We start from the raw sequence: 12,980 nt of genomic DNA, 5'->3' as shown, positions 1-12,980 counted from the left end.
CAGTGCCGTGGCTTTTACATGCCTTTGGCGCTCATGCCGCCATCTACCAGCAGGCACTGCCCGGTGATGTAGGCCGCACCGGGCAGGCACAGGAAGGCCACGGCGGCGGCAATTTCGTCGGGCTCGCCCACGCGGCCCATGGGCGTGCGGGCCTCCACCTTGGCCATGAAGTCGGGCCGGGCCATAAGCCCCGCCGTGAGCGGCGTGCGGATGAACCACGGCGATACCGTATTCACCCGGATGCCGTCGGGGGCCCACTCCACGGCCAGGTTGCGGCCGAGCTGCTCTTCGGCGGCTTTGGTCATGCTGTAGTAGGCACCGGTGCCCACGTCGAAGCGGCCTGCCACCGAGCCCACATTCACGATAGCCGCGTGCCCGGAGGCTTTCAGGAGCGGGTGGACGGCCCGGCACATCTCAATGATGCTGAACAGGTTCACCTGAAACAGCCGCTCGTATTCGGCGGTAGTATAGTCGTTGAAGCCCTTGCGGATGTTGGTGCCCACGTTGTTGATGAGCAGGTCGAGCCCCTGCCATTGGGCCTGGATTTGGGCCATGATGGCGGCCCGGCCGGCCTCGGTGCTCACGTCGGCGGCCAGGCCGGTGGCGGGGAGGCTGCGGGCAGTCCAGTCGGCCACGGCAGCGGCTACTTCGGTTTCGTTGCGGGCTACTATCAGCACTTCGGCGCCCAGGGCCAGGAGCTCTTCGGCAATGGCCAGGCCAATGCCCTTGGTGCCCCCTGTCACGAGGGCGCGGCGGCCGTTTAGATTCCAGCGATTGGTCATTTTCACGTTGGTTGATGAATGGGTATAACCACACCAAACGTAAAAGCGCCCGAACCGGCCGGGCGAAATCTGGATAAAGCCCGGCATGCATAGTGTATCGAACCAGCTTTGCCGCAGCAGGGCTTCCGCCCCCAACCGGCTCAGCAACTGAGCATGTGGCTATTAGGCGCTGTATTTTTGGTGGCCCGAATTGCCCGCTAAGTCTCGTACCACTACTGCTGCGGCTATGCCAGCTGCGCCAGCCAGGTTGCAGCCTCGGCTTCCTCCCCAAACAGGCGGTAAGTCATGGCCCGGGCAGTAGCTTCGCCGGTGGCCTGGTCGATGGAAAGGCCCGCCAGCACATCGGCGGGCAACAGGATAGCCCCGTAGAAATCGGGCATGCGCGTGCTGGGCATACTCAGCCAGTAATCGGTGACCCAGGCAGATTCTTCGGGAGTGAAGGGCACCATGCAGCTATGGTCGGCAATAACCTTGTGCCAGCGACGGAGCGCCAGTACCTGCTTGGCGTAGCCGAGCAGGGTTTGCAGGTCGGCCAGCTGGCGCGGGCCGGGGCTGTATCGGATAATAATGTATTCGCCGACAGGCTGCTCCAGCAGCTGGCCGGCAGGATTGCGAAAGTGGATGCGTTGTTTACCAGAAGCCATAAGGACCACAAAGGTACTCCCAAGATGGAAAACGCGCCCAAAAACCCTAATTCAAGGCTTATTTACTCTTTTTTACACCCGCTATGCAGCCAGGCGGGTGGAGCCACCGGGCAGCGGCAGACCGGAACCGGCTTAGCTCCCGTATCGGCCCCGATATGAAAAGCGCCCGCGAAATTGCACCAAAGCCAAGCCCCGTTGGTTGAGCTTTTTCTATACCTTTATTTTATGGAAATAGCTAACCACACTTTTGCCGAAGCCACTTCGGCGGCTCCGTTTCTGGATTATGCCATTTGTGTAGATGCCGACAACCGGCCCGCCAACCACGTAGGCGATTGGCCCGTGCAGGGCCAAGCCTACGCCGTGCGCGTGGTAGAAAGCCGCACCGAAGGCCTGGACCTGGTTCACGTACTAGGCTTCGAGGGCGAGGCGCCGTACTTCAACGCTTTCGCCCCGCACCGCTTCGAGTTCATTGAGCGCATGTGGCTCAACTAGCGATTTTCGGGGTGCTGCACAAGCTGGCGATAAGTCGCATAGCCTTTATCGACCGCGCATCGACGGCACCCGTTTTTCGCATATCATCAACAAAAAAGCCTCTCACAATATCGTGAGAGGCTTTTTTGTGGGCCCACTCGGAATCGAACCGAGGACCTACTGATTATGAGTCAGTTGCTCTAACCGATTGAGCTATGGGCCCGGTGCCGGAGGCAGTCATCTTTCACCTCAACCATGCCGTTGCCAGCCCTCCAACGCTGCAAAAGTACGACCTTCGTGGATGGAAAAACAAGCCAGCCCATGCTTCCCCACTTATTGTTCGATTTCGGCGGTGTCATCATTGACATTGATTACGATGCCACCCCCACCGCCATGCGCCGGCTGAGCCGCGCGGGCAGCACCATAGCCTTTTCGCAGGCTAGCCAGGCCGAGTTGTTCGACCGCTTCGAAACCGGCCACCTCACGCCCGCCGAATTCCGGGCCGGCCTGCGCGCCGCCTACGCCCTCGATGCCACCGATGCCGAGCTGGATGCCGCCTGGCACGCCATGTTGCTCGACGTGCCCGCCGAGCGTCTCGCCCTCATTGGCGAGCTGCGCCGGCAGGGCCACCAAACGGCGCTGCTCTCCAACACCAACAAGCTGCACATTACCGAAATAAACCAGCGCCTGGCCGGCCAATACGGCTTCCAAAACGGCATTGCCGACGTACTCGACCGCGTGTTCTACTCCCAGGAGATGGGCCTGCGCAAGCCGGGCGAGGAAATATTCCGGCACGCGCTGCGCGAAATGAACTGGCAGCCCAAAGACGTGTTGTTTATCGAAGACAGCCCGCAGCACATTGCCACCGCCCGCCGCCTGGGGCTGCAGGTGCTGCACCTGGCCCCGCCGCTCACCCTCCTCACCGCCCTGCCCGAAGCCCTCCGTGCCTTTCCCCGAGAATACGCCCCTGCCCAGTCCTGAACCTGATTTTGCGGACTTCCCTGCCGGGCACGGTCCGGCCGATGTGGCCGCCCCGTTGGCCACCGATGCGCCCGGCCGCCTGGCCCGGGCGCGGGGGCTATTCCGGCGCTTCGAGCGGCCGGAGCCGTCGGCTGGGCGCACGGCGGCGCTGCACATCGGGCTATTCCTGGTCACGCTGGTTACCACTACGCTGGCCGGCATTCAGCTCACGCGCGGTGCGGTCGATTTCCTGCCGCTCGAGGTATTTCAGCTGCGCGGGGCGGCCCTGTGGGTGGAGCTGCGGCGCGGGCTGTGGTTTGCGCTGCCGTTTCTGGGGGTACTCACGGTGCACGAGTTCGGGCATTATTTCACGGCGCGCTACAACCGGGTGCGCGCTTCGCTGCCCTATTACATTCCGTTTCCGATGGGGCTGGGCACGTTTGGGGCCATCATCCGGATTCGGGAGCGGATTTTTTCGCGGCGCGAGTTTTTCGATATCGGGCTGGCCGGGCCGCTGGCGGGCTTTCTGGTGGCGGTGCCGCTGCTGATTTACGGCTTCACGCACCTGCCGCCGCTGGCGTATCTGTACGCCATCCACCCAGACTACGCCCAATATGGGGCCGACTATGCGCGGCATGTGTATGGAGCCAAGGAGCTGGCCAACGGCCTCACCCTGGCCCGTCCGCTGCTCTATCAATGGTTGGAAAACGCCTTTGCCGACCACGCCCGCCTGCCCCACCCGCTGGAGCTGCTGCACTACCCCGTGCTGCTGGCCGGCTCGCTCAGCCTGTTTTTCACGGCCCTCAACCTGCTGCCCATGGGCCAGCTCGACGGCGGCCACATTCTGTACGGGCTGCTGGGGCCGGGGCGCTTTAATCGAATGGTACCGGTGCTGTTCACAGGTTTTATTTTCTATGCCGGGCTGGGGCTGTTTTCGCTGCACGACGACTGGCAGACCTGGCTGTATGGCGGGCCGGTGTACGCGGGGTATCTGGCGCTGATATTCTGGCGGGTATTTCCCCGGCCGCGCCAGGGGCTGCTGCTGGCGGCGGGCATCTGGGCGGGGCAGGTGGCGGGGGCCGCGCTGCTGCCGGGCATCGTGGGCAACCCCGGCTGGCTGGTATTCGGGCTGCTGCTGGGGCGCTTCACGGGCATCTATCACCCGCCCGCACCCGATGAGCGCCCCCTGAGCCCGGGCCGGCAGCTGCTGGGCTGGCTGATGGTGGCTATTTTTGTACTCTGCTTCACCCCCAGCCCATTTGCTTAGTGGCTGGCTAGTTGAGTTAGCCGGTGAACGGTGTAGAGACGCATCTTTGCGTCTCGGCGTCCGCGCCGCGTGGCTGAAATTGGTTCACAGCCAAGACGCAAAGATGCGTCTCTACATCGTTCCGGAATTCTCGTAACTCAACCCAACCAGCCACTTCATAACACCACCCTCCGCTCCCCCTCATTCTACCCACTCCCCACCCCTCCCCTGAATGATTTTTAGCCAAAAACAGCTTTTTCTGGGTACCACGCACATCGAGCTGCGGGCCGAAAGCCTGTACGTGTGCAAGCGCAACCCCCAGGGCGTGCCCACGCTCGAAACCGAGGTGCCTTACGAAGAAATTCTACCCATCAAGTCCGGCGAGCACCGCCACATCCCCACCAACCAGCTGCTGCTCACGGGGCTGCTGCTTGTGTTTCTGGGCTACAGCCCGTGGCGCGAGTGGCTGGCCACGGGGCATACCGGGGTGGCACTGTACTCGTGGTGGCTCATTTTTGGGGTAAACGTGCTGGCCAGCTGGCTGCGCTTCGAGCAGCAGTGGTGCACGTTCCGGTTGCGCACGGCGCATCTGGCCATCACGCTGGCCGGCCGGCCCTGGCAGCGCAAGCAGTTCCGCACTTTAGTGGCGGAGCTGGAGCGCCGCACCAAAACCTACCTGCGCGACGAGTACGGCCAGGTAAACCCCCTCGGCTTCATCGAGCCGCAGCTGCGCCGCGTGGCCTGGCTGCACGAGCTGGACGTACTCAGCGCCCGCGAAGCCCAGGCCCTGAGCACGCGCCTCACCGGCCGGCGCGGCACCGATACACTCCGCAGCATGGGCCAGGAGCTGGAGTCGCCCTATCTCAACTAACCCAGCAGTAATCGTATACTCCGGTCCGACCGCCCTAGGCGGTCGGACCGGTTGAAGCACCCCCGATTTTGTTCTCACGAAAACCGGTCGGACCGGTTGAAGCTCCTCGGTTTCGTTCTCACGACAACCGGTCAGACCGGAGCAACGACGCTTAGCGCCTATCCGAACAGGCACTAAAAAGCGCAGAATGCGCTACATGACGCGCTACCATCCCGGAACAGAGTCCTGAGCAGCTGGCTTACCTTTGCCCGGACAGCTTCCCGCTTTATGCACCGCATTCCGGCTTTTTTCCTCGTCACGCTCGTGCTGCTCCAGACCTTGGGGCAGGAGGTGCTGGTCGTGGACTATCAGATGAATAAGGCCCGCATCACGGAGCTGTACTGCGTGAACAAGGCCAGGCCGCAGCTGCACTGCAACGGCAAGTGCCACCTGGCCCAGCAGCTGCGCAAAGCCGAGGGCGGCGACAAAAAAGCCCCCGAAATGCTGGCCAGGATGAAGTACGAAGTGCTGCCCATGGCCGCCCTGCTGCTACCCCGGCCCCGGCGCTGGCCGGTGGCCGCCCGGCCCTATGCCCGCCGACCTGTGCCGCACTGTGCGGCAGTGCCCAGCCGGGGCGTGTTTCGCCCGCCCCTGTTATCAGCCTGATTGTGGCTTTGGCTTTCTGCGCGGCAGAAGGCCGGCCAACTTGGTGACTCCGTCGGGTTTCCCGGCGGACCGGATGCGCGCATACGCGCTGCTTTTCAATCAGTTGTTGATTTCCCCCTCCCCCGCTTTTCCGATGAAACGCTTTTCTATTTCCGCCCTTTTCTGTACGTTAACCCTTGCTACGCTCGCGCTTGCGGGCTGCAAGAAAGATGAAGTAGTGGCCGCTCCGCCCACGGTATCCCTCGAATTTGAGCAGACCGTGGGGGCCGACCTGCTGGTACTGGACACCAAAACCTATACTACGCTGGCCGGCGACCAGTTCAGAATCAGCATTTTCCGGCAGTACATCTCCAACATCGTCTTCACAAAAACCGACGGCTCGACGTATGCCGTGCCCGACAGCTACTACCTGCTGGACGCCGCCAAGCCCGACTCCCGCCACCTCACCCTCACCGGCGTGCCGGCCGGCGACTACAAGGGCATCACCTTCACCATTGGGGTCGATAGCGTGCACAATGTTTCGGGCGTGCAGAAAGGCGCGCTCGACCCCAACAACAACATGTTCTGGACCTGGAATTCGGGCTACATCTTCACCAAGCTCGAAGGGTACTCCGCACAGTCCACCACGTCGGCCCTCACGTTCCACATTGGGGGCTTTAAAGCGCCAAACAACACCATCCGGACCGTTTCGCCGGCTTTTCCCAGCGGAATGACCCTGCTGGTGCGCGCCGACCACAGCCCCGAAATCCACCTGAATGTGGACTTGCTCAAGCTCTTCAGTGGGCCGAGCACCATTCGATTTGCGACGCTGTCTGACGTGCAGTCGCCGGGGAGCAATGCGGTGAAAGTGGCCAATAACTACGCGGCCGGCATGTATTCGGTCGAGCACATCCACGCCAACTAGTCCGGCCATGCGCCGCACCTTGGTTGCCTCGCTGGCCTGTGGGCTAGCGGGGCTGCTCCTGGCGGGCTGCGGCCTCGGCGACGTGGTGGAGCCGGATGCCCCGGTACCCGGCACCACCCTCCCGGCCAACTTCCCCGCCCCCGTGTATGCCCCGGATGCCAACCCGCCCACGGCGGCGGCGTTTGGGCTAGGCCGCAGCTTGTTTTATGATGTCCGGCTCTCGCGCGACGGGTCTGTGTCGTGCGGCAGCTGCCACCAGCAATTCGTGGCCTTCGCCAACGCCGACCACCGCCTGAGCCACGGCGTGGCCAACCGCCTGGGCACCCGCAACGCCCCGGCCCTGCAGAACCTGCGCTGGAAATCGGAATTTTTCTGGGACGGCGGACCCAAAAACCTCGAAACCCTGCCCCTGGCCCCGCTCACCAATCCGCTGGAAATGGACGAAACACTGCCCCGCGTCCTAGCCAGGCTCAATGCCGATGCCGATTACCCACGGCGCTTCGCGGCGGTGTACGGGGCGGGGCCCATCGATTCCTACCAGTTTCTGCGGGCGCTGGCACAGTACACGGCCGCACTCACCTCGGCCAACTCGCGCTACGATAAAGTGGTGCGCGGCGAGGCCGGGGCCGTGCTCACGGCCGGCGAAGGGCGCGGCCGGGTACTGGTGGCGCAAAAATGCGCCAGCTGCCATGCCACCGACTTATTCACCGACGAAACCTACCGCAACAACGGCCTCAGTGCCACCTTCGAAGCCGATTCGGGCCGCGCCCACATCACCCGGCGCACCACCGACGTGGGCCGCTTTAAAGTACCCAGCCTGCGCAATGTGGCCCTCACAGCTCCCTACATGCACGACGGCCGCTTTGCCACGCTGGCGCAGGTGCTGGCTCACTACGACCACGGCGTGGTGGCCTCCCCCACTCTCGACCCGGCCCTTCGCCCGGCGGGCATTCCCCTTACCGCAACAGAAGAAGCCGATATCATCGCCTTCCTGCACACGCTCACCGACGACTCGTTTATTCACGATGTGCGACTGGCGGCGCAGCCCTAGGCTTCAGCATTTATTTCGATGAACTCTCAGAAATCTATTCTCATAAGCCTGCTGCTGAGTGGGCTGGCGCTGCCCGGCCGGGCCTGCGACATCTGCGGCTGCTTTATGGGCATCACGCCCTACGACAACCAGAGCGGTTTCAGCCTGATGCACCGCTACCGCATCTTCAACGGCTACCAGGCGCTGGGGCAGTCGCCGCAGTTTTTCCCGGCCGGGGTGCGGCCGTTTTTCCCCTCGCCCCTCAACGGCGACAACGGCTACGCCCACAGCCACCACGGCGAACCGACCGATTTCGAAGCTTTCCGCGTCATCGAATTGCGCGGAAAATACTTCCTCTCGCAACGCGTGGAGCTGAACGCCTTCGTGCCCTACATGATGAATACCTCGCAGATAAACGGCCGGCAGCTGAACTCGGCCGGCGTGGGCGACGTGACGGTTTTTACCGGCTACCACCTCATCCGGGCCATCGAAACGGCCGGGGTGCAGAGCCGGCTCATTGTGGGCGGCGGCCTGAAGCTGCCCACCGGCGAGTACACCCGCCAGAATGCCCAGGGCCAGCGCTACCCGCTGCTAAACCAAGTGGGCACCGGCACCACCGACGGCTTCGTATACGCCAACTACATCGGCAGCTTCCATAGCTTCGGGCTGAGCGTGAACAGCAGCTACCGCCGCTCCACGGAAAACACATTCCGCAACAGCCTGGCCCCGAGCACGGCCACCTACGCCAGCCTGTTCTACCGCGTGCCGCTGGGCGAAAACTGGCAGGTGTACCCCTCAGCGCAGTTTTTCTACGAGAAAACCAAGGGCGAGATGCTGGACGGCCAGCTCACCGGCGAGCACGCCATGAACAACGCCCTGCTGGGCCCCGGGCTAGATGTGTACTACAAAAACTTCTCGCTCAACACCAGCTTCCAGCTGCCCATCTACACCGCCACTACGGACCACCCGGCCAGCGCCGGCCGAATGGTGGTATCCGTCGGCTACAGCTTCAAGCAGACCAAATACCTGCTGCACGGCAAAAGCTGACGATTACACAACGCAAAAAGGAGCCCCCGTTGCCTGCGCGACCGGGGCTCCTTTTTGCGTTATTATACTGGTTCTTCGCTACATCCTAACCCAGCGCCGTTACGCCGGGCAGCTCCTTGCCTTCCATGTACTCCAGCAGCGCGCCGCCGCCGGTGCTGATGTAGCTCACCTGGTCGCCAAAACCAAGCTGCTGCACGGCCGCCGCCGAGTCGCCGCCGCCGATGAGCGAGTAGGCGCCGGCCGCCGTGGCCTCGGCAATGGCCTGGGCCACGTACTCGGTGCCGAGCGAGAAGTTGCTCATTTCGAACACACCCATCGGGCCGTTCCAGAGGATAGTTTTGCTGTTGCGAATAACTGCGGCGAAGGCTTCGCGGCTTTCGGGACCGAGGTCGAGGCCCATCCAGCCGTCGGGGATGCTGAGGTTGCTGGCCACGTCCACGTTGGCATCGTTGGCGAATTTATCGGCGATGAGCGAGTCGGCGGGCAGCATCAGGTTCACGCCCTTGTCTTTGGCCTTCTGGATGAGCTGGCGGGCCAGGTCCACTTTGTCGGCTTCCAGCAGCGAGCTGCCGACGTGGCCATTCTCGGCCACGGCAAACGTGTAGGCCATACCGCCGCCGATGAGCAGGTTGTCAACCTTATCGAGCAGTTTTTCGATGATGAGAATCTTGTCTGAAATCTTGGCCCCGCCCATGATGGCGGTGAAGGGCCGCTCGGCATTTTCGAGCACCTTCTGGGCGTTGTCGATTTCGGATTGCAGCAGGTAGCCGCCCACACGGTCCTGCGCAGCAAAGGAATTGGCCATCACGGCCGTGGAGGCGTGGGCGCGGTGCGCGGTGCCAAAGGCATCATTCACGTACACATTGCCCAGGGTGGCCAGCTTGGCGGCGAAGACCGGGTCGCCGGCTTCCTCCTCCTTATAGAAGCGCACGTTGTCCATGAGCAGCACTTCGCCGGGCTGCAGAGCGGCCGCTTTCTGGGCGCCTTCGGCCCCAAGCACGTCGCCACCAAACTGCACTTCGCGGCCGTATTCCTGCGAGAGACGCGCCATGAGGGCTTCGAGCGAAAACTTCTGCTCGTAACCGCCCTTGGGCCGGCCCAGGTGCGAAAGCAGCACCACGGAGCCGCCATCGTTCAGGATTTTCATCACCGAGCGGGTGGCCATGCGGATGCGCGTGTCATCGGTGATGCGCAGGTCCTTATCAAGGGGCACGTTGAAATCGACGCGCATCACGGCGCGCTTGCCGGCGAAGTTGTAGGTATCGAGGGTGTTCATGGGAATGAAGGAATGTGAGGTAAGCTTTAGCTTGCCGTGGAGAAAACGTAATCAGACCACAAAGTAAACCCGGCGGGTACACTCCGAACCGTGAGGCCACAGTGGCGTTGCCTTGTACGATAACGGCAAGCTAAAGCTTACCGCACTCCCTTACCTTTGCTGCACTTATGAAAATCGGTATTTTTTTCGGAGGCACTTCGCGCGAGCGGGAAATTTCCTTCGCCGGCGGCCGCACCGTGTTTGATAACCTGGACAAGGCCCTGTTTCAGCCCGTGCCCATCTTCGTCGATAGCCTGGGGCAGTTCATTCTGCTCGACTGGCAATTTATCTATAAAGGTACCATCCGCGACTTCTACCCGCCGGTGAGCTCGCAGCCGCCGTCGCTGCACCATTTGCAGGTGTACATCGAAAGCCTGGGCGAGCTCAGCCACGATGAGAAGTTTGAGGCCATTGCCAAAGTGGGGCGGCAGGTGCAGCCCGAACAGCTGCCGCTGCTCATGGATTTCGCCTTTCTGGCCCTGCACGGGCCGGGTGGTGAGGACGGGGCCATTCAGGGCATGCTGGAGTGGCTGGGGATTCCATATTCGGGCTCCGGTATTCTGCCCTCGGCATTTGGCATTGATAAAATCGCGCAGAAGAAGCTGCTGAAAGCGCTGGGCCAGCCCACGCCCGACTTCCGCGTCATCACGGCCGAGGAGTGGGACCGCGCCGACCACGCCGCCACCCTCGCCTACCTGGTGCGCGAGCTGGGCTTGCCGCTGGTGCTGAAAGCGCCGCGCCAGGGCTCCAGCATCGGCGTGAGCATTCTAAAAACCGACGACCTCGCCAAATTCGAGGCCGCCATCGAAAAAAGCCTGTTCCGCAAAACCCTGACCCGCACCGACTGGCAGCGCCTGGGCGAGCAGGACAAAGTGGCCTGGGTGCAGCATCTCACCGATATCCGTGACGGCATCGGCCTGCCGGTGACGCTGGCGCTTAATGAAGAATTGGAAGGCGATAATTCTTCATTAAGCGAAGCGACCATTTACCACCCCGAAACCCTGCTCTTCACCCTCGACCAGACTTTTGAAACGGCCGATACCATCCGCCTGACCAACGTGGACGGCGAAACGCAGGTGCTCGTGGAAAGCTTCGTGGCCGGCCGCGAGTTCAGCTGCATTGTGGTGGAAGACCCCAACGGCCTGCCGCTGGCCCTGCCGCCCACCGAGATTGTGAAGGGCGAGGAGATGTTTGACTACCGCTCGAAATACCTGCCCGGCCTGGCCCGCAAAATCACCCCGATTGACTTACCGGAGGATAAAATTCAGGAAATCCGCGAGGCCTGCGAGGAGATGTTCCGCACGTTCGGCTTCCAGGTGTATGCCCGCTTGGATGGGTTTGTGGTTGAGGGGAATAAGGTAGAAGGGATAGGGAATACGGAAAATGGTGGTGCCCAATCCCTATCCCCTATACCCTCCTCCCCTTCTACCCTGTTTCTCAACGACCCGAACACGACTTCGGGCATGCTGCCGGCTTCGTTCTTCTTCCACCAGGCGGCCGAAATAGGGCTCAACCCGAGCCAGTTTCTGACTTACCTCATCCGCACGTCGCTGGCGGCCCGCCGCCGCGCCGGCCTACGCCCCGTGAAGCTGGGGGCGCTGCTGGCCAAGCTCGATGCGGCCGTAGCCGGCCGCCAGCACGAGGCCACCGAGCGCATTCGGGTGGCCGTGATAATGGGCGGCTACTCCTCGGAGCGTCATATTTCGGTGGAGAGCGGGCGCAACATCTTCGAGAAGCTCAGCTCGTCGGCCAAGTACGCGCCGGTGCCGGTGTTCCTCACCGGCTCGGCGCAGGAGCACCAGCTCTACGTGCTGCCCGTGAACGTGATGCTGAAGGACAACGCCGACGACATCCGCGAGAAAATTGAGCACGCCGAGGCCGGCGAGGCCCCGCACCCCATTCTGGCCCGCATCCGACAGGAAGCCAGCCAGATTACCAGCACCTACGCCGGACAGGCGCTGGCCCTGCCGCGCCGCATCTCGTTCGGGGAGCTGGCCGGCATGGTCGATGAAGTATTCATTGCCCTGCACGGCCGCCCCGGCGAGGACGGCGCGCTGCAACAGGAGCTGGAGAAGTTTGGTCTGCCCTACAATGGCTCGGGCGTGGCCAGCAGCAGCGTCACCATCAACAAGTTTGAAACCAACAAGCGCCTGCGTGCCGCCGGCCTGCTGGTGGCCGAGCACCGCATGGCCACCAAGCTGGAGTGGCAGGCCGATGCCGAAAGCTTCTACCGCAGCCTCGAAACGCAGTTTCCTTACCCATTCATCGCCAAGCCTGCCGACGATGGCTGCTCCTCGGCGGTGAAGAAAATCAAGAACCGCGCGGAGCTGGAAGCCTTCAGTCAGCTCATCTTCCGCACCGGGGAAGACCTCATGCCCGCCCCGGCCGGCGTGTTGAATCTGGGTTTTAAGGAGGAATTTCCGCGCAAAGAGGCCTTCCTGGTCGAAACGCTCATCAGCCGCGACGGGGCCGCGCACTTCCTCGAAGTCACGGGCGGCCTGCTCACTTCTTACGACGAAGACGGCCTGCTCGACATCGAAGTATTCGAGGCCAGCGAGGCCCTGGCCAACGGCGAGGTGCTGAGCCTGGAGGAGAAATTCCTGGCCGGCGAAGGCCAGAACATCACCCCCGCCCGCTACGATGCAGACCCCGCCGAGCGCCAGCGCATCTCGAACGAGGTGAAGGCCGTGCTGCACCGCGTGGCCGAAGTGCTCGATATTCAGGGCTACGCCCGGATTGACGCCTTCGTGCGCGTGCGCCAGGAGGGCGAGGTGGAGGTGCTCATCATCGAGGTAAATTCACTGCCCGGCATGACGCCCGCCACCTGCATCTTCCACCAGACGGCCCTGGCCGGCTACACGCCTTATCAGTTCATCGACCGGATTCTGGAGTTCGGCAAGGCGCGGGCGGCCCGGGTTAGCTGAACATCGGACTCCCCTCCTTACCAAGGAGGGGATGTTTGCGCGAAGCGCAAACGGGGGTGGTTGTGGCATTGCACAACACATGATGACACTATTCTAACGTTGCTCAACGCCACAACCACCCCAATTTTGCCTGCGGCAAAA

Annotated in this window: 12 protein-coding genes and 1 tRNA gene; 9 read left to right on the top strand and 4 right to left on the bottom strand. The window is 62.5% G+C overall.

Features of this window, described 5'->3' with window-relative positions; translation table 11 throughout:
- Positions 1–14: 14 nt before the first annotated feature.
- Entirely contained in the window at positions 15–782 is a 768-nt protein-coding gene (locus KQ659_RS07380; RefSeq protein ID WP_216689373.1) for an SDR family oxidoreductase, read from the bottom strand.
- Between the two features lie 224 nt (positions 783–1,006).
- Positions 1,007–1,426 carry a hypothetical protein gene (locus KQ659_RS07375; protein WP_216689374.1) on the bottom strand — a complete coding sequence of 140 codons (420 nt, stop codon included), beginning with the start codon at positions 1,424–1,426 and terminating at the stop codon, positions 1,007–1,009.
- A 225-nt stretch (positions 1,427–1,651) separates the two neighbouring features.
- Here KQ659_RS07375 and KQ659_RS07370 point away from each other — a divergent pair, with 225 nt between their 5' ends.
- The gene (locus KQ659_RS07370) at positions 1,652–1,918 is read left to right on the top strand and encodes a hypothetical protein (RefSeq protein ID WP_168673920.1); all 267 of its coding nucleotides are present in this window, start codon (positions 1,652–1,654) and stop codon (positions 1,916–1,918) included.
- Between the two features lie 128 nt (positions 1,919–2,046).
- Here the strand turns inward: KQ659_RS07370 and KQ659_RS07365 are convergent.
- Positions 2,047–2,120 (bottom strand) — tRNA-Ile (locus tag KQ659_RS07365).
- A gap of 98 nt (positions 2,121–2,218) precedes the next feature.
- On the opposite strand from KQ659_RS07365, the gene KQ659_RS07360 reads away from it, so the two are divergent.
- The 7 genes from KQ659_RS07360 (at position 2,219) to KQ659_RS07330 (ending at position 8,600) form a co-directional block, all read left to right on the top strand.
- Entirely contained in the window at positions 2,219–2,878 is a 660-nt protein-coding gene (locus tag KQ659_RS07360) for an HAD family hydrolase (protein ID WP_216689375.1), read from the top strand.
- Complete coding sequence (locus tag KQ659_RS07355; protein WP_226929869.1) at positions 2,841–4,124, top strand: site-2 protease family protein; 1,284 nt, start codon at positions 2,841–2,843, stop codon at positions 4,122–4,124. Before KQ659_RS07360 ends, KQ659_RS07355 begins: the two co-directional genes overlap by 38 nt.
- A 211-nt stretch (positions 4,125–4,335) precedes the next feature.
- Positions 4,336–4,974, top strand: coding sequence for a hypothetical protein (locus tag KQ659_RS07350; RefSeq protein WP_216689376.1), 639 nt, complete (start codon positions 4,336–4,338; stop codon positions 4,972–4,974).
- Positions 4,975–5,241: 267 nt separating this feature from the next.
- Entirely contained in the window at positions 5,242–5,619 is a 378-nt protein-coding gene (locus tag KQ659_RS07345) for a hypothetical protein (RefSeq protein WP_216689377.1), read from the top strand.
- 133 nt (positions 5,620–5,752) lie between these two features.
- Positions 5,753–6,523 (top strand): MbnP family protein, encoded by a 771-nt coding sequence (locus KQ659_RS07340; RefSeq protein ID WP_216689378.1) that lies wholly within the window; start codon positions 5,753–5,755, stop codon positions 6,521–6,523.
- Positions 6,524–6,530: 7 nt separating this feature from the next.
- Positions 6,531–7,574: a cytochrome-c peroxidase gene (locus tag KQ659_RS07335; protein ID WP_226915618.1), complete on the top strand. Its 1,044-nt coding sequence runs from the start codon at positions 6,531–6,533 to the stop codon at positions 7,572–7,574.
- 18 nt (positions 7,575–7,592) lie between these two features.
- Positions 7,593–8,600: a hypothetical protein gene (locus tag KQ659_RS07330; RefSeq protein ID WP_216689379.1), complete on the top strand. Its 1,008-nt coding sequence runs from the start codon at positions 7,593–7,595 to the stop codon at positions 8,598–8,600.
- An 85-nt stretch (positions 8,601–8,685) separates the two neighbouring features.
- Here KQ659_RS07330 and KQ659_RS07325 read toward each other — a convergent pair whose 3' ends face one another.
- Positions 8,686–9,876 (bottom strand): phosphoglycerate kinase, encoded by a 1,191-nt coding sequence (locus tag KQ659_RS07325; protein WP_216689380.1) that lies wholly within the window; start codon positions 9,874–9,876, stop codon positions 8,686–8,688.
- A gap of 167 nt (positions 9,877–10,043) precedes the next feature.
- Here KQ659_RS07325 and KQ659_RS07320 point away from each other — a divergent pair, with 167 nt between their 5' ends.
- The gene (locus KQ659_RS07320) at positions 10,044–12,839 is read left to right on the top strand and encodes a D-alanine--D-alanine ligase family protein (protein ID WP_216689381.1); all 2,796 of its coding nucleotides are present in this window, start codon (positions 10,044–10,046) and stop codon (positions 12,837–12,839) included.
- Positions 12,840–12,980: the final 141 nt, after the last annotated feature.

Source organism: Hymenobacter siberiensis (assembly GCF_018967865.2).
In the GTDB taxonomy this organism is placed as follows: Bacteria; Bacteroidota; Bacteroidia; order Cytophagales; family Hymenobacteraceae; genus Hymenobacter; species Hymenobacter siberiensis.
The sequence above is the reverse complement of the archived record's forward strand: the minus strand, read 5'-3'. Positions and strand labels throughout refer to the sequence as shown.